Origin of the sequence: Rhodococcus sp. AB351 (assembly GCF_049538275.1) — a bacterium.
Taxonomy (GTDB): domain Bacteria; phylum Actinomycetota; class Actinomycetes; order Mycobacteriales; family Mycobacteriaceae; genus Rhodococcus.
In genome coordinates this window covers 591106-607596 of record NZ_JBMVFW010000001.1, presented here as the reverse complement: position 1 = coordinate 607596, position 16491 = coordinate 591106, and the positions used below count along the sequence as shown (strand labels likewise).

Here is a 16491-nt window from a genome sequence, read left to right as displayed (position 1 = left end):
TGTGTCCGACCCGCACGGACGAGATTCACCCCTGGTGTTCGTCTGCGGCGTGCGCAGGAAGAACTAGCTGGGACGCGCGTCGGGGTGCTTGTGCACGAAATTCAGGTACGCCTTCGACGGCGTAGGCCCGCGCTGGCCCTGGTACTTGGACCCGACCTTCGCGCTGCCATAGGGGTGCTCGGCGGGGCTCGTCAGCCGGAACAGGCACAGCTGACCGATCTTCATGCCCGGCCACAGCGTGATCGGCAGGTTCGCGACGTTGGACAGCTCGAGGGTGATGTGCCCGTCGAAGCCCGGGTCGATGAACCCGGCCGTCGAGTGCGTGAGCAGACCGAGCCGGCCCAGCGACGACTTGCCTTCGAGGCGACCGGCGAGGTCGGCCGGCAGGGTGCACCGCTCCATCGTCGACCCGAGCACGAACTCGCCGGGGTGCAGCACGAACGGCTCACCCTCGGGCACCTGCACCAGCGACGTCAGTTCGTCCTGCTGCTTCGCCGGGTCGATGTGCGTGTAGCGCGTGTTGTTGAAGACGCGGAACAGGCTGTCGAGTTTGACGTCGACACTCGAGGGCTGCACGAGCTCCGGATCGAACGGGTCGATGCCCAGATGCCCGGAGGCGATCTGAGCGCGGATATCGCGATCGGAGAGCAGCACGAGTAGAGGTTAACAATCTCCCCGTCGAGGGTTTCTACGTGGCCGAGTCGCGCCGCAGTTGGCTGGACATCGTGAGCAGCAGTTCGGTGCACTCCTCGACGACGTCGTCGTGGCTCAGCGGCACGGTGCCGTCGAGCCAGGCCGTCAGCGCCTGGGCGAGTCCGCCGACGACGTAGTGCGCCGCAAGATCGAGCCTGGGGCTCGGGGTGATGGCGTAGATGTTCTCGGCCTGAGCGGTGACCAGGCCGGCGAACATGCGGGTCGAGTCGAGGCGCCGCTTCGCGAGCTGCGTGTTGGCCTGGCTGACGGAGAACAACATGCGGCCGAGCCGCGGGTCCTCGTCGATCTCGCGGACGATGTTCTCGACGCAGGCCCGCACGATCGCGCGGTCGTCGTCGGCGGGTGCCGCGGTCACGGCGGCGAGAGTGCTCTCGGCGATGCGCTGGACGACGTGGTCGTAGACGGCACCGGTGAGCTCGTCGCGGTCGGCGAAGCTCTCGTAGAAGTAGCGCGACGCCAGACCGGCGCGCTTGCAGACACCGCGCACCGACAGCGTAGCTTCGCCGTCGGCAGCTCCGAGGAGGTCGAGACCGGCCTCGATCAGCTGCGCTCGCCGACCGGCCTGTCGTTCCTCGCCTGCGCGTCCACCGTAGAGCCGTCCAGTTGCCATACCCCTATCTTCGCAGCGTCCGGTTTCCGTTCCGCGCAACCTCCGGTCTTTACCGTCGGCGCGCATCTGAGTACAGTCGTGGTCACTTCGAACGATGGAGGGACATCCGATGACGACGACCGTCGACAAGCCCGTCGGCCTGGACGACACGATGGACGGGCTCGGCCTGGCCGCCGGAGCAGCGAACATCATCATGCAGCTGTCGTGGCCCGGTGTCGGCTACGGCGTCTACGAGTCGCGCGTGGAGTCGGGACGGCTGTTCGACCACCCGATCAAGCGCACCCGCACCACCCTCACCTACCTGGCTGTCGCGGCGCGGGGCACCGACGACGAGAAGCGCCTGTTCCGTCGCGGCGTCAACAAAGCGCACGCGCAGGTGCGTTCCACCGAGTCGAGCCCGGTCGAATACAACGCGATGGACCCGGAACTGCAGCTGTGGGTGGCGTCGTGCATCTACCGCGGGTTCGAGGACGTGCACCGCGCGCTGTACGGGCCGATCCCCGACGACGCGATCGAGTACTTCTATCAGAACGGCGCGACCTTCGGCACGACACTGCAGGTGCCGCAGCACATGTGGCCGAAGGACCGCGCGGCGTTCGAGCAGTACTGGGAGGACAACCTCCACAAGGTGAAGATCGACGACACGATCCGCGAGCACCTGCTGTCGATCGCCCGGATCGAGTTCCTGCCCCAGCCCGTCCCTGCCCTGTTCGGCAAGCTCAACCTGTTCTTCACCGCCGGCTTCCTGCCGCAGCTGTTCCGCGAGCAGATGCTGCTGCCGTGGACGCCGCGCGACCAGCGTCGCTTCGACCGCGTCATGCGAGCTCTCGGTGTGGTGAACAAGAGGCTGCCGGTCGCGGTGCGGGAGCTGCCCTACCGCGTGCTGCTGGCCGACATGCGGTGGCGGATCCGGACGGGCCGATCCCTGGTCCAGGGGTCCCGCGATCGACCCTGAGAGTCTGCTACAGTTTGCTCCGAAAGCTCGGGCCGGAGTCGGTGAGAATCGGCAAAAGCCCAGCGTGCCGATGTAGTTCAATGGTAGAACATCAGCTTCCCAAGCTGAATACGCGGGTTCGATTCCCGTCATCGGCTCTCACACGAAGGCCCCGACCACACGGTCGGGGCCTTCGTCGTATCCGGGCCTCACCGGCCTTCGAGGTACGAGCGGGCGGTGTCGAGGAGTTCGGGGAGCGAGCGGGTCGCATCCAGGGTGACGCCGTGCTCGTCGGGTCCCAGCGGCTCGAGCGTCTCGAACTGCGAGGCCACCAGCGACTCGGAGAAGAAGTGGCCGCCGCGTCCGCGGACCCTGGACCGCACGACGTCGACGGGCACATCCAGATGCAGGAAGACGGCCGGGGTGCCGGCCCGCAGGATGTCGCGGTACGACCGCTTCAGTGCCGAGCACGCGACCACCGGGGTCTCGTCGCTGTCGGCTGCGGCCTCGGCGACCGCACGCAACCAGGGCTCACGATCGTCGTCGTCGAGCGCACGCCCCGAGCGCATCTTCTCGATCGACGCGTCGCTGTGATAGTCGTCCGCTTCGATGAAGGCTCCGCCGATCGCGTCCGCGAGCTGCCTCGCGAAAGTCGTTTTGCCACATCCACTGACGCCCATCACCACAACAGCCATGCCACATCGTAACTTCGGGGAGGTTGTGGTCGCTCTCGTCGAAATTCCCGGCCACAACCTCCCCGAAGTTCACTCCAGGTACGACGCGTAATCGGCGTAGGGCACCTGCTCGGTGGGGCTTGCCGCGGGTGAATTGGGGGAGAATGTGGGCGGTTTCCGCGAGATTCTCGGCAACGACCTCCCCCGACAAAGCAGCGTGGCCGCCACCCGGAAGGGTGACGGCCACGGGGCTGCAGTGACGCCTAGACGGTCGCAGCAACCGCTTCCTCGGCCTGGGCCGGGGCGCTCGTGCGGATGAGGTGGTCGAACGCGCCGAGCGCGGCCGTCGCACCCGCACCTGCGGAGACGATGATCTGCTTGTACGGGACGGTCGTGCAGTCGCCGGCGGCGAACACGCCGGGCACCGAGGTGCGACCGTGGTCGTCGACGACGATCTCGCCGCGCGGGCTGAGTTCGACGGTGCCGGAGAGCCACTCGGTGTTGGGCAGCAGACCGATCTGGACGAACACGCCGTCGAGCTCGAGGGTGCGCGACTCGTCGGTGGTGCGGTCGGTGTAGGTCAGGCCGGTGACCTTCGAACCGTCGCCGAGGACCTCGGTGGTCAGGGCGCTGACGACGATGTCGACGTTGGGCAGGCTGCGGAGCTTGCGCTGCAGCACCTCGTCGGCGCGCAGGACCGAGTCGAACTCGATGAGCGTCACGTGGGCGACGACGCCGGCGAGGTCGATCGCGGCCTCGACACCGGAGTTGCCGCCACCGATGACCGCGACGCGCTTGCCCTTGAACAGCGGGCCGTCGCAGTGCGGGCAGTAGGTGACGCCCTTGTTGCGGTACTCCTGCTCACCCGGCACGTTCATCGCGCGCCAACGGGCACCTGTCGCGAGAACGACGCTGCGCGAGAGCAACCGGGCACCGCTCTCGAGCTCGACCTCCACGAGACCACCCTCGGTGGGGGCCGGGGTGAGCTTCGAGGCCTTCTGGACGTTCATGATGTCGACGTCGTACTGGCGCACGTGGTTCTCGAGCTCGGCGGCGAACTTCGGGCCCTCCGTGTAGGGGACGGAGGAGAAGTTCTCGATGGCCATGGTGTCGAGCACCTGGCCGCCGAAACGCTCGGCGAGAACACCGGTGCGGATTCCCTTGCGGGAGGCGTAGATCGCGGCGGTCGCGCCGGCGGGGCCACCACCGACGACGAGGACGTCGAAGGGATCCTTCTCGCTGATCGCGGCGGCGGTGCGCTCGGCGGAGCCGCTGTCGAGCTTGCCGACGATCTGCTCGAGGTTCATGCGTCCGGAGCCGAACAGCTCACCGTTGAGGAAGACGGTCGGCACGGCCATGACCTGACGTGCGTCGACCTCGTCCTGGAAGAGGGAGCCTTCGATCGCGGTGTGCTTGATGCGCGAGTTGGTCACGCACATCACGTTCAGGGCCTGCACCACGTCGGGGCAGTTCTGGCACGACAGCGAGAAGTAGGTCTCGAAGTGGAAGTCGCCCTCGAGATCGCGCACCTGCTCGAGCAGTTCCACGGCCTCCTTCGAGGGGTGGCCGCCGACCTGCAGCAGGGCGAGCACGAGGGAGGTGAACTCGTGGCCGAGCGGGATACCCGCGAACTCGACCGCGATGTCGGTGCCGACCCGGCGGATCAGGAAGGAGGGGCGACGGGTGGCTTCACCGTCGCGCACATGGGTGACCAGATCGGACATGCCGGCGATCTGATCGAGGAGGTCGGCGAGTTCCTTCGACTTCGGCCGGTCGTCGAGGGACGACACGAGCTCGATCGGCTGGGTGACCTTTTCGAGAAGGGACTTCAGCTGGGCGGCAAGGGAGGCATCGAGCATGAGGATTCACTCCAGAGGTGGAAGAACTGTGACCGGAAGAGATGGGAGTCGGCGAACTTCTCAGCTCGAGCCGAGCGGACCCGGACGGTGCCCGGTGGCACGGGACGTTCGATCCCGTGCCACCGGAACGAATTTCCGTCGACGAATCAGATCTTGCCGACGAGCTCCAGCGACGGAGCGAGGGTGTCGTCGCCCTCTTCCCACTTGGCCGGGCAGACCTCACCCGGGTGGTTGCGGACGTACTGAGCGGCCTTGACCTTGCGGACGAGCTCGGCGGCGTTGCGGCCGATGCCCTCAGCGGTGACCTCGGTGAACTGGACGACGCCGTCCGGGTCGACCAGGAAGGTGCCGCGGTCGGCAAGGCCCTGGTCCTCACGGAGGACCTCGAAGTCGGTGCTGATCTGCAGGGTCGGGTCACCGATCATGGCGTACTTGATCTTGCCGATGGTCTCGGACGAGCCGTGCCATGCCTTGTGCGTGAAGTGCGTGTCGGTCGAGACGGAGAAGACCTCGACGCCGAGCTTCTGCAGCTCCTCGTAGTGGTCCGCGAGGTCGCCGAGCTCCGTCGGGCAGACGAACGTGAAGTCTGCGGGGTAGAAGAAGAAGATCGCCCACTTGTCCTTGATGTCCTCGTCGGACACGGTCACGAAGGCGCCGTCCTTGAAAGCCTCGGCCTTGAAGGGCTTGATCTTCTTGTTGATCAGCGACATGTAGAAACCTCACTCGTCTCGATGGGGTTGACGGCTTCGACGTTATCCGCGAACTATTAATTGTGCCAATCGATAGTTTCTAGAAATTCGATAAGCAAGGGCTATAACACGGCATTCGGCCAGGTCGTTGCTTTTCCTTCCTCACGAATGTGACAGAACACACAGCCTTTGCGACAGAGCACTCCGGCCCGTCCGGAAGGGAAAGATGGAACCGATGCACTCACGACTGAGCTACCGCCGCACCGGATCCGGTGACCCCCTACTCCTCCTGCACGGCATCGGCGCCACGATGGACGACTTCTCCACCCTCGTGCCGCGACTCGCCGAGCACTTCGACGTGCTGAACGCCGAACTACCCGGCTACGGTTCGTCGCCGAAGCAGAACGGTCGACCCACCGTCGGCGCCCTACTGTCGGTAGGACTCGACCTCGTCGACCGGCCGCGCCTGGGCGGCGTCCGGGTCGTCACCGAACTCGGCCTTCGCGCGGCGCTGTCGTAGCAGGTCCCAGCACTGGTCGAGTCTCTTCTCGACCGCGCGCAGGCGCTGCAGATCCTCGTCGCTCAGGCCGTCCGCGCCCGTCCGCGAGCGCAGCGTCTTCTCCTCGTCCACCAGCTTCTCGATGTGCTGGAAGAGATCGTTCTCGTCCATGTGTGGCTCCCTCGATGTGGTGTTCCGACGGCATAGCCTGATCGACCGGGAGTGAAACCGCCGACGGTTTCGCACCGGGCCGGCCGGGTATCTCCTCGACATGAGCATCGAAGACGGTCCCGGCGACACCCTCAGCCCCAGCGAAGGCCTCGACGCCGACGAAGTGCGGAACGACGACGGCGACGAGGTCGTCGACCCGCCCGAGGACTGGAGCGGCGCCGACAAGTTCGGAACGACCCAGCGTGAAGAGCAAGAAGGCGAGTCGCTGGACCAGCGCCTCGCCGAGGAGGAACCCGACGTCGAACCCGCTGAGCCGCTGGACAAGCCTGTCGCGGCGACACCGGAGGACGAGCTCACCGAGGACGTCGACGAGGTGATCGACGACGCCACCACCGGCGCCCCCGAGGACTCGAAACTCGCCGACGAGGTCGACGGGGTGATCGTGCAGGATTCGCGTGTCGACCGCGGTCAGATCAGCGGCGCCCCCGAGGACGGGGAGTCGATCTTCCCGATCGTCGAGTAGGAGTTCGGCGAACAGACGAAGGGGAGGTTGTGTGCGTGTCCGGTAGACGGACACGCACACAACCTCCCCTTACCCCGTGCTAGAGCTTCGCGCTAGAGCACCTTCGAGCCGTACATCTCGCCGAGCGGGTCGGCGATGAGTTCGAGGCGGGCCCCGTCGGGGTCGCGGAAGTACAGCGAGACGTCGCTGTGTTCGACGAGTTCGACACCCGCGTCGATCAGATTGTCGCGCAGGCGCTCCCAGGTGGGAAGGGCGACGCTGATCGCGATGTGGTGCAGACCGCCGAAGACCTCCCGGTAGGGGCCGACGTCGAGACCGGGGAAGTCGAAGAAGGCCAGCAGGTTGCCGTTGCCGATGTCGAAGAAGAAGTGTGACGACCCCGGATAGTCGCGGTTCTCGATCAACTCCGTCAGCGGGAACTCGAGGAGATCCTGGTAGAAGCGCACGGTCTGCTCGACGTCGCTGCTGATCAGCGCGGTGTGGTGCAGTCCCCGCGCCGAGGACTGCGGGCGCGCGTCGGCGGGCTTCAGGTGCGCGTCGCGGATGAGTGCACGCCGACGCTCGAATTCTTCGTAGCGCTGCTGCTCGTCGGCGATCATCGACCCACCTTCTTTCCGATGTGGTTGCTTTCTCAACCAGGATGATCCCAACTAGTTGCGTTGTCAACTAGTTGGGTCGAGGCGGTAGCTCTTCGTGACCCGGGGAGTCACGGACCGGGTACGACGATCTCGTCGCCGTCACGTCTTCTTCACGAACATCCGATTCGCCCGTTCCCCCGGATGTCGAGTGCGGACGATGAATATGTCGGGGACTCACCGCGGTTCCGAGGAGATCCCATGAACCATCGCAGGACCCTGCGTGCGACGGTCTCGTTGCTCGCACCGCTCGCACTGCTCGCCGGTTTCGCACCTGCCGCGAGCGCAGCGGCGGATACGGACACCCGAGGATTGTGGACGGTCAGCACCCGCGGAGACACCGTGCTGGTGAAGCTGATGTACACGTCCCCACCGGACGAGGACCACCCCTTCATCTGCGTCGCGGCGCTCGGCACCGGCGAGTCCGGAATCGCGGAGATCTTCGGAGCGAACTACCAGACCCTCGAGTTCACCGGGATCGCCGCAGGACTCAACATCGCGACCGCCAGTTGCGAAGACAACGACGGGGAGCTGCGGCCGGTGGGCGCGATCGAGTTCGAGTTGCCCGGCCCACCGACCCTCCACTACGTCGCGACCGAGTCGTTCTGGTTCGACGACGCAGACGACTGAGCGTCACATCTTCGCGTCGCGGGCCATGACGAAGCTGTAGAGGCCGTAGACCGCGATACCGAGTCCCATCAGGACGAGCAGCACCGTGCCGAAAGGCTGCGAGCCCAACGTCTTCAGAGCACCGTCGAGGCCCGCTGCCTTCTGCGGGTCGGCCTGGAAGACCGCGACGATCACCAGCACACCGACGAGACCGAGCGCGAGCCCCTTGGCGACGTAGCCGATGAGGCCGAGGCGTTTCACGAACGTGCTCGGGTGGCTCTTCAGATCGTCGACGAAGTTCTTCGACGCACCCTTGTAGACGTGGTAAGCGCCCACAGCGAGGATGACGAGTCCCGCGACGACGAGGACGAACTTGCCGGCGCCGGACTGCAGCAGCTTCGCCGTCAGTCCCGCGTTCTGTTCACCACTGGACTTGCCGCTGCCGCGGGCGAACCCGAACGCGGTGTACGCGAAGGCGAGGTAGACGACACCGACGCAGGCGGCCTTGAACCGGTCGAACGCCTTGTCCTTCATGTCGGCGTCGGGCTGCTCAGGCTCGGACGCCTTACCGAAGGCGGCCTCGGCGAACCGCCACAGGCCCATCATCACGAATACGACGACGGCGATCCACAACGCGATCTTCCCGCCGGGCTGCTCGCCCAGTTCCGCCATCGCACCGGACTGCGACGCCTCCTGCTCGCCGCGACCGAACGCGACCCTGATCGCGAGGTAGCCGATGAGCAGGTGCACGATGCCACTGCCGACGTAGCCGGCACGTGCGAACTTCTCGAATACACCGTTCTGCGCCATGCGCTCGGCGGATGACGCCGCGCCACGTGACGCGGGGGCCTGACGGTTCACTCTCGTCTCCTCATCGGTCGGGACTGTCCCCTTCGCGCTGTATTCCCGGCACCGCGGACCGCAAACGCGAACCGGCTCCGGTGGGTAGATTGGCGTCAGGTTCGAAACGCCGTCGATCGGAGGCGCATCGTGCGGATCGTCGAGGATGCTGTCGCTCTGGCCCGCCGGTGGGTGGAGGAATCGTCGAAGGTCGCACCCGACCGTGCGGCCCGCCACCTCGCCGACGTTCTGAAGGATCCCCACGGACTCGAGTTCACCGTGCGCTTCGTCGACGAGGTCATCCGCCCCGAGGATCCGGCGACCGCAGCGCATGCCCTTGCCGAATTGTCGCGGAACATACCGGATTTCCTTCCCGTCCACCTCCGCGCGGCCGTGCGGGCGGGCGGTGCGATCGGTCCCCGCTTCCCGCACCTCGTCGTCCCCGCCGCGCGTCGCGCGCTCCGGACGATGGTCGGGCACCTCGTCGTCGACACCGACGATGCCGCGCTGGGCCGGGCCATCGCACGATTGCAACGCCCCGGCATCCGGCTCAACCTCAACCTGCTGGGCGAAGCCGTCCTCGGCGAGGCCGAGGCGCGTCGCCGTTTCGAGGGCACCCATGCGTTGCTGGCACGTGACGACGTCGACTACGTCTCGCTCAAGGTCTCGGCGGCCGTCGCGCCGCACTCGCCATGGGCGTTCGACGAGACCGTCGCGGACATCGTCGAGCGGCTCACCCCGCTGTACCGTCTCGCCGCGACCTCGCCGACGCCGAAGTTCGTCAATCTCGACATGGAGGAGTACCACGACCTGGACGTGACGGTCGCGGCGTTCACGACGCTGCTCGACCGTCCCGAGTTCCTCCATCTCGAGGCCGGAATCGTGCTGCAGGCGTATCTGCCCGACGCCCTGACCGCCATGATCGAACTGCAGCGGTGGGCGGCGGCGCGACGCGCAGGCGGCGGCGCCGCGATCAAGATCCGGGTGGTCAAGGGCGCCAACCTGCCGATGGAACGGGTCGACGCGTCGCTGCACGGATGGCCGCTCGCGACGTGGAGCACCAAGCAGGAGACCGATACGAACTACAAGCGGCTGCTGCACTACGCGTTCACGCCCGAGCGGATCGAGAACGTGCGGATCGGGGTGGCCGGGCACAATCTCTTCGACATCGCCTACGCGTGGGATCTCGCCGGTCGCCGGCAGGTGCGCAACGGGATCGACTTCGAGATGCTCCTCGGCATGGCGCAGAGCCAGGCCGAGGTGATCCGTCGACACGTCGGCAGCCTGTTGCTCTACACACCCGTCGTCCGCCCCGACGAGTTCGACGTCGCGATCTCGTATCTGGTGCGTCGGCTCGACGAGGGTTCGGGGCAGGAGAATTTCATGTCGGCGGTGTTCGATCTGGCCGACGATCCCGCCCTGTTCGGACGCGAGGAGCAGCGGTTCCGTGCGTCGGTGGCGGCGCTCGACGACAGCGTCCCCTTCCCCAACCGCACGCAGAACCGGCAGGGTCCTCCCACCCCTGCGCCGCCGGTGTTCACGAACACGCCGGACACCGATCCGTCCCTGCCGCAGAACCGGGAGTGGGGGCGCCGCATCCTCGAGCGGGTGCCGTCGTCGAAACTCGGTATCGACACCGTGCGCGCCCACACCCTCTCCTCCGAGGACGACCTCGAGCGCGTGCTGGTCGACGCGAACGCGGCCGGTCGTGTCTGGGGTGCCCGCAGCGGTGCCGAACGCGCACGGATCCTCGAACAGGTGGCCGATGTGCTCGAGGCGCGGCGCGCCGATCTGCTCGAGGTGATGGCGGCCGAGGGCGGTAAGACGCTCGACCAGTCCGATCCGGAGGTCTCGGAAGCGATCGACTTCGCGCGGTACTACGCCGAGCGGGCCCGCGCGCTCGACGAGATCGACGGTGCGCGGTTCGTGCCGTCGACCCTCACGGTCGTGACGCCGCCGTGGAACTTCCCGGTCGCGATCCCGGCGGGATCGACGCTCGGGGCGCTGGCGTCCGGTTCGGCTGTGGTCCTCAAGCCCGCGACCCTCACGGCGCGATGCGGGTCGGTGCTCGCCGAGGCGATGTGGGATGCCGGTGTGCCCCGCGACGTCCTGCATCTCGTCCACGCCGACGAACGGTCGCTGGGCACGAAGCTCGTCTCCGATCCCCGCGTCGACCGGGTGGTGCTCACCGGTGCCTACGAGACCGCCGAGCTGTTCCGTTCGCTGCGTCCGGGGAGGCGGCTGCTGGCGGAGACGAGCGGCAAGAACGCGATCGTCGTGACGCCGAGCGCCGATCCGGATCTGGCGGTGCGCGACGTCGTGCAGTCGGCGTTCGGGCATGCCGGGCAGAAGTGCTCGGCGGCGTCGCTCGTGATCCTCGTCGGCTCCGTGGCGACCTCCCGCCGGTTCCGCGACCAACTCGTCGACGCGGTGCGGTCACTGCCGGTCGGTCCCGCGCACGATCCGCGAACCCGTATGGGGCCGTTGATCGAACCGGCGCAGGGCAAACTGCTCACCGCTCTCACCGAACTCGAGGACGGCGAGTCGTGGCTCGTCGAACCGCGCCGGCTCGACGAGGAGGGCCGGCTGTGGACACCCGGCGTGCGCACCGGGGTGCGACGCGGGTCGCGCACGCATCTCGTCGAGTTCTTCGGTCCGGTGCTGGGGGTGATGACCGCGGCCGACCTGGACGAGGCGATCGCGATCCAGAACGAGGTGGATTACGGACTCACGGCAGGTCTTCACTCGCTGGACCCCGACGAGATCGCCCGCTGGCTCGATCGGGTGCAGGCCGGGAATCTGTACGTCAACCGTGGTATCACCGGTGCCATTGTGCGACGGCAGCCCTTCGGTGGTTGGAAGAAGTCGTCGGTGGGCGCGGGCTTCAAGGCGGGTGGGCCGAACTACCTCTTCGGCTTCGGCTCCTGGGAACCGTGCACCTGGGACGAGGACGCGCTGCGCCGGGCGTTCGACGACGACGAGCGAGCGTGGACGTCGGAATTCGCTGTGGCACAAGATGTCACAGGACTCTCGGCAGAGCGGAACCTGTTCCGGTACCGGCCCGTTCGCACACACGTACGCCTCGGTGAGGCCGGGCGGCCCGACGAACTCGTGCGCGTGCTCGGTGCCGCGGCCCGGGCGGGCGCGCCGGTGGAAATCTCTTCGGCTTTCGCCGTCGATCTCGTAAGATGCTCGAATACAGCACGTTTCGGCGGTCGCGTGCGCGTGGAGAGTGATGTGGAATGGGAGGAACGGATCGTCGACACGACCCCGGCGCGTGTCCGCCTGATCGGCGCAGCGCCGCCCGCCGAATTCAACACCCGATGCGACATCGCGGTGTTCGACCATCCGGTGACCGGATCCGGACGAATCGAAATGCTGCCGTTCCTGGCCGAACAGTCCGTCACGATCACCGCTCATCGATTCGGCACACCGCACCGGCTCACCGACGAGATCATCTGAAAACAAACCCCGAAGCGGTTCTGCCGAAGCCCTGTGAACCCCGACACTGTGAGGTGGAATAGGAAAATGGATATCGCCACGACACCCCCTACCGAACGTCGCAAGCTCGCACTCGCCGCAGTGAAGGAACTCGGGCCCCAGCGCACCGAGAAGGCCGTCCTCAAGGTTCGTTGTCCCAAGGGCCACACCGTAGCGGCGGTGTACAACACCACCGAGGGTCAGGTCGTGGTCTCCCGCAGCGGTCCCGGCGGCCGCGGCAACCGCGACCGCGAAGCGACACCGCACAACGGCACATCACTCAATTCGGAGTATGTGGACACCCTCGAGGTGACGCAGTTCGAGGACGACGCCATTCCCTCGGGATGCGCGTGCGGTCCGCGTTCGCTGTCGCGGAAGAAGATGCAGGACGCCGTGGCGACGCACGCTCACGTCATCAACCTGACCTAATCTCCTACAGACCGAATCGCAACTGCACCCGGAACACATCGAGCACCTCGTCGAGCCATCCCAGGATCGACAGCGTCGAATCGATGTTCTGCGGTGGCGTACGCACAAGGGTGTCGTGCCGGATCAGACGATCGAAATCCACGGCGACAGGACCGTTTCGCACCGTTCCGTTCCGCGTCCGGAATTCGACGCCGGCACGCACCATCACGTCGATGATCTCCTGGGCGAGGATCCCGTAGGCGACCGTCGTCGGGTGCACACCGTCGAGGGAGAACAGTCCCCCACTGTCGCGGCCACCGTGACCGTCGGCCGACAAAAAGCGTGTGTCGGGCACCGGGTCGAGCGCGGCGAGCGCCGGAGGTAGCGGGTACGGCTGCCACCATGCCGGTCGCGCTTCGGGGTCGTCGACGTAGCGGCGGGCGGCCAGGCGGTCGAGGATGCCCGCGGTGTCGAGCAGGTACCAGTCCAGTCCCGCGCGACGCGCGTCGGCGACCGCCTCGGTGATCGTCTCGTCGAACAGATCGATCGCGGCGTCGACCATGCGGGCCTGCGCGCCGGTGATGTGTTCGTCGCGGCTCGCGTCGAAGCGACGTGCGTCCACCCACGGCCGGGTGTAATAGGGGAAGTACGGCGAGCCGTTCTTCGCCCCGATCCCCCGGGCGATGGGTGCGATGGTGACGTGCGGGACGGTGCACAGCACCACGTGCCGCGCGTCGATGTCGCGGAGCTTCGCGACGACCTCCGCGAACTCGCTGTCGAAATGCTCGGGCTGCCAGATCGTGTATGCCTGTTTCGCGTCGAGGTCGCGGAAGTCGTCGCCGCTCCACACGACCTGCAGTTCGGTGACGGTCTGCAGCGCGTTGTTCGAACCGAGGAAGACGACGAGTGTCTCGATGCCCGCGTCGGTGTCGTCGTCGTGCTCGGCACCGAGTTCGGTCGCGACGTCGAACAGTGTCATCTCGCGGCGCCGGTCGTCGGTGTTCGGATAGACGTACAACGCGGCCCGCTCCCCGTTGTTCTCGACGAGCTGCCGCACGAGATCGTCGCGGGGTCTTCCGATGCGTTCGGCGCAGACGCGTGCGGTCTTCTGCAGCGCGTCGCGCAGATCCCAGCCGAAGCACGACAGGTTGTGGAGATATCCGACGAGCGGCGGTGTCGCGCCGGGTCCGCGTTCCCAGTAGTCCTCGACCTCGTCCATGAAACCCCGCGCCGTGAAGAGCGCGGTCGGCAGCTCCCACGGTTCGAGCGTGGATCCGTGCCGCTCCTCGATCCGGCGCAACAGCACTTCGACGTTCAGCGGCAGTCCGCCCGGTCCACCGAAGCGCGGGTACCGCAGGTCGGCGCCGAGCTCGTGGGCGACGATCGCCGGGACGGAGACGTCGGTGTTGTAGATCGCGCCGCTCTGGAAGCCCTGCAGCAGGGAGTCGCCGAGCGCCACCAACCGGTGTGGCGGTGTGCCGCGGAAGGACCGGGGAACCTCGATGCCGAGGGTCGGGTCGGACACCGGCACCCGCGGCGGCCGAGCGGCACGCGCCGCCACCGTGTCGGGTGTGCCCTCCGGGATCTCGTCGGCCGTCATCACGCCCCCTCAGCCCCCTCATCGAGGGTAGGCAGACGGCACCCCCGGCGTGGCCGGATCCGACAGCTCGTCGACGGCGACCTTGTCCGGGCCGACGCGTACCTTCGGAGCATGAGCGACGCCGACTTCGCCCACACCGATCGCGCCGAGAAGAACCGGCGAGACAAGGCCGTGACCCTGGCCCGGTATGCATGGAACCGCGGCATCTCGGGAGCCGAACTGCTCGCCATGACCGACGAGACGCGACGCAAGCTGGCGCGGGCCGCGGATGCGCATCCACCGCGCACCATGGAGACCTGGGAACTCGCCGCGAGATTGATGGACGAGAAGACGGCGTGGGCGCAGAAGCACCCCGATCATCCCGCAGCGGTCCGCACCGACGAGGACGAGAAGATCATGTGGGTCAAACCGCCCGTGCGGTCCTGGTTCGAGTGACCGGGAGGAAATTGCCTTGCAGCAGAAGTTACCGGGTGCAACAATTTCCGATCGCCTCACTCCTGCGCAGGCCACCTTCACGTAACAGCTCGATATTCCTATTCCGACAGGAACACCGTGACCACCACTTCGGAACCTCTGGTTCTCACCCAGCGACGGATCTGGATCATCTTCTCCGCGCTCATCGCGGGCATGATGCTCGCCAGCCTGGACCAGACGATCGTCTCCACCGCCATGCCCACGATCGTCGGGCAGCTCGGCGGCGTCGAACACCAGGCGTGGATCACCACCGCCTACCTGCTCGCGGTGACCATCGTGATGCCGATCTACGGCAAGTTCGGCGACGTCTTCGGGCGCCGGTACCTGTTCCTCATCGCGATCGGCGTGTTCACCATCGCCTCCGCGGCGTGCTCGATGACCGACGACTTCTGGACCTTCGTGGTCTTCCGCGCGATCCAGGGCTTCGGCGGCGGCGGCCTGATGATCCTGTCGCAGGCGATCATCGCCGACATCGTGCCCGCGAGCGAACGCGGTAAGTACATGGGCCCGCTCGGCGCGATCTTCGGTCTGTCGGCCGTCGGTGGCCCGCTGATCGGCGGCTTCTTCGTCGACCACCTGACGTGGGAGTGGTGCTTCTACATCAACGTGCCGGTCGGCATCATCGCGTTCGTCATCACCTGGTTCGCGTTGCGCCTGCCGGTGAAGAAGCCGACGAAGCGGATCGACATCCTCGGTGTGCTCACGCTCTCGCTCGCCACGACCTGCCTGATCTTCTTCACGGACTTCGGTGGCGACGCCGACCGCGGCTGGACCGCTCCGCTCACGTGGATGTTCGGCGCCGGACTCGTGGTGTTCGTGTGCCTGTTCGTGCTCGTCGAGTCGCGGGCGCAGGATCCGATCATCCCGCTGTCGCTGTTCCGCAACTCGATCTTCGTCAACGCCACGGCCATCGGTTTCGTCCTCGGCCTCGGCATGTTCTCGGCGATCGCGTTCATGCCGACCTTCCTGCAGATGTCGTCGGGCACCTCGGCCGCGGTCTCGGGTCTGTTGCTGCTGCCGATGATGGCCGGTCTGATGATCACCTCGATCGGCTCGGGTCTGGCCATCACCAAGACCCAGCGCTACAAGATCTATCCGATCGTCGGTTCGCTCATCACCGCGGCGGGCATGCTGTGGTTGACCACGCTCGAGGGCGACACCCCGCTGTGGGTGATCTGCTCGATGCTGTTCGTCTTCGGTCTGGGTCTCGGCCTGATCATGCAGGTCGTCATCCTGATCGTGCAGAACGCGGTGCCCGCCGACGAGATCGGCACCGCGACGAGTTCGAACAACTACTTCCGTGAGGTCGGTGCAGCGCTCGGTGTCGCGATCTTCGGCACCATCTTCACCAACCGCCTCGCGGAGAAGCTCGTCGAGGTCTTCACCGCGGCCGGCGCCACACCGGAGCAGGCCGGCCAGGCCACCGCGACCGTCGATCCGGCAGCGATGAAGCTGCTGCCCGATCCCGTCCGCGAAGGCATCATCGACGCCTACGCCGACTCGCTGGCCCCGGTGTTCTGGTACCTCATCCCGTTCCTGCTCATCGCGTTCGTCCTCGCGTGCTTCATCAAGGAGATCCCGCTCTCCGACGAGGCGCTCATGGTCGCGCGGGGCGAGGCGATCGCCGACCCGGCGAAGTCGTCGAAGGACGACACCGTCGTGGTCGTCGAGGGAACCGAGGTCGGTGCGGACACTGCGGACACTGCGGACAGCGGGTCGAAGCGGCCGTGATCGAATAGGTCCGGCCATCGGACGAGGGAACGGAGACGGCA

Annotated in this window: 17 protein-coding genes and 1 tRNA gene; 9 read left to right on the top strand and 9 right to left on the bottom strand. The window is 66.7% G+C overall.

From position 1 onward, the window contains the following. Positions 1 to 63: 63 nt before the first annotated feature. Together dcd and ACPCXD_RS02990 are read right to left on the bottom strand one after the other, a co-directional pair. On the bottom strand, positions 64 to 654 hold the full coding sequence (gene dcd, locus ACPCXD_RS02995; RefSeq protein WP_016696219.1) for a dCTP deaminase: 591 nt from the start codon (positions 652 to 654) through the stop codon (positions 64 to 66). Positions 655 to 688: 34 nt separating this feature from the next. Continuing rightward, positions 689 to 1324, bottom strand: coding sequence for a TetR/AcrR family transcriptional regulator (locus ACPCXD_RS02990; protein ID WP_258259130.1), 636 nt, complete (start codon positions 1322 to 1324; stop codon positions 689 to 691). 109 nt (positions 1325 to 1433) lie between these two features. Here ACPCXD_RS02990 and ACPCXD_RS02985 point away from each other — a divergent pair, with 109 nt between their 5' ends. Beyond that, on the top strand, positions 1434 to 2279 hold the full coding sequence (locus ACPCXD_RS02985; protein ID WP_423658304.1) for an oxygenase MpaB family protein: 846 nt from the start codon (positions 1434 to 1436) through the stop codon (positions 2277 to 2279). Positions 2280 to 2345: 66 nt separating this feature from the next. After that, a tRNA-Gly gene (locus tag ACPCXD_RS02980) sits at positions 2346 to 2416 on the top strand. A gap of 51 nt (positions 2417 to 2467) precedes the next feature. Here ACPCXD_RS02980 and ACPCXD_RS02975 read toward each other — a convergent pair. The 3 genes from ACPCXD_RS02975 to ahpC form a co-directional block, all read right to left on the bottom strand. Continuing rightward, positions 2468 to 2953 carry a gluconokinase gene (locus tag ACPCXD_RS02975; RefSeq protein WP_423658302.1) on the bottom strand — a complete coding sequence of 162 codons (486 nt, stop codon included), beginning with the start codon at positions 2951 to 2953 and terminating at the stop codon, positions 2468 to 2470. A 242-nt stretch (positions 2954 to 3195) separates the two neighbouring features. Then, positions 3196 to 4791 (bottom strand): alkyl hydroperoxide reductase subunit F, encoded by a 1596-nt coding sequence (ahpF, locus tag ACPCXD_RS02970; RefSeq protein WP_160874076.1) that lies wholly within the window; start codon positions 4789 to 4791, stop codon positions 3196 to 3198. A gap of 146 nt (positions 4792 to 4937) precedes the next feature. Further along, the gene (gene ahpC / locus ACPCXD_RS02965; RefSeq protein ID WP_229565839.1) at positions 4938 to 5501 is read right to left on the bottom strand and encodes an alkyl hydroperoxide reductase subunit C; all 564 of its coding nucleotides are present in this window, start codon (positions 5499 to 5501) and stop codon (positions 4938 to 4940) included. A gap of 205 nt (positions 5502 to 5706) precedes the next feature. Between ahpC and ACPCXD_RS02960 the strand changes: the two genes are divergently transcribed. Then, positions 5707 to 6000 carry an alpha/beta fold hydrolase gene (locus ACPCXD_RS02960; RefSeq protein ID WP_423658300.1) on the top strand — a complete coding sequence of 98 codons (294 nt, stop codon included), beginning with the start codon at positions 5707 to 5709 and terminating at the stop codon, positions 5998 to 6000. On the opposite strand, the gene ACPCXD_RS02955 is transcribed toward ACPCXD_RS02960, so the two are convergent. Next, on the bottom strand, positions 5908 to 6150 hold the full coding sequence (locus tag ACPCXD_RS02955) for a DUF2630 family protein (protein WP_059383810.1): 243 nt from the start codon (positions 6148 to 6150) through the stop codon (positions 5908 to 5910). The two genes, ACPCXD_RS02960 and ACPCXD_RS02955, sit on opposite strands and share 93 nt — an antisense overlap. A 100-nt stretch (positions 6151 to 6250) precedes the next feature. On the opposite strand from ACPCXD_RS02955, the gene ACPCXD_RS02950 reads away from it, so the two are divergent. Further along, positions 6251 to 6673 (top strand): hypothetical protein, encoded by a 423-nt coding sequence (locus ACPCXD_RS02950; RefSeq protein ID WP_064851718.1) that lies wholly within the window; start codon positions 6251 to 6253, stop codon positions 6671 to 6673. 92 nt (positions 6674 to 6765) lie between these two features. Here the strand turns inward: ACPCXD_RS02950 and ACPCXD_RS02945 are convergent, their stop codons facing one another. Then, positions 6766 to 7272 carry a VOC family protein gene (locus ACPCXD_RS02945; protein WP_229565841.1) on the bottom strand — a complete coding sequence of 169 codons (507 nt, stop codon included), beginning with the start codon at positions 7270 to 7272 and terminating at the stop codon, positions 6766 to 6768. Between the two features lie 237 nt (positions 7273 to 7509). Between ACPCXD_RS02945 and ACPCXD_RS02940 the strand changes: the two genes are divergently transcribed. After that, positions 7510 to 7938, top strand: a complete 429-nt coding sequence (locus tag ACPCXD_RS02940; RefSeq protein ID WP_006552647.1) for a hypothetical protein — start codon at positions 7510 to 7512, stop codon at positions 7936 to 7938. Between the two features lie 3 nt (positions 7939 to 7941). Here ACPCXD_RS02940 and ACPCXD_RS02935 read toward each other — a convergent pair whose 3' ends face one another. After that, the gene (locus ACPCXD_RS02935) at positions 7942 to 8727 is read right to left on the bottom strand and encodes a DUF1206 domain-containing protein (protein WP_423658845.1); all 786 of its coding nucleotides are present in this window, start codon (positions 8725 to 8727) and stop codon (positions 7942 to 7944) included. A gap of 180 nt (positions 8728 to 8907) precedes the next feature. Here ACPCXD_RS02935 and ACPCXD_RS02930 point away from each other — a divergent pair, with 180 nt between their 5' ends. Then, positions 8908 to 12219, top strand: a complete 3312-nt coding sequence (locus ACPCXD_RS02930) for a bifunctional proline dehydrogenase/L-glutamate gamma-semialdehyde dehydrogenase (protein ID WP_423658297.1) — start codon at positions 8908 to 8910, stop codon at positions 12217 to 12219. 66 nt (positions 12220 to 12285) lie between these two features. Then, on the top strand, positions 12286 to 12666 hold the full coding sequence (locus ACPCXD_RS02925; RefSeq protein WP_016696235.1) for a hypothetical protein: 381 nt from the start codon (positions 12286 to 12288) through the stop codon (positions 12664 to 12666). A gap of 4 nt (positions 12667 to 12670) precedes the next feature. Here ACPCXD_RS02925 and ACPCXD_RS02920 read toward each other — a convergent pair whose 3' ends face one another. Next, positions 12671 to 14245, bottom strand: coding sequence for an SGNH/GDSL hydrolase family protein (locus ACPCXD_RS02920; protein WP_423658295.1), 1575 nt, complete (start codon positions 14243 to 14245; stop codon positions 12671 to 12673). Positions 14246 to 14356: 111 nt separating this feature from the next. Here ACPCXD_RS02920 and ACPCXD_RS02915 point away from each other — a divergent pair, with 111 nt between their 5' ends. Further along, positions 14357 to 14680 (top strand): hypothetical protein, encoded by a 324-nt coding sequence (locus tag ACPCXD_RS02915; protein ID WP_024102029.1) that lies wholly within the window; start codon positions 14357 to 14359, stop codon positions 14678 to 14680. Between the two features lie 117 nt (positions 14681 to 14797). Next, the gene (locus ACPCXD_RS02910) at positions 14798 to 16450 is read left to right on the top strand and encodes an MDR family MFS transporter (protein WP_423658293.1); all 1653 of its coding nucleotides are present in this window, start codon (positions 14798 to 14800) and stop codon (positions 16448 to 16450) included. The last annotated feature ends 41 nt before the right edge of the window (positions 16451 to 16491 follow it).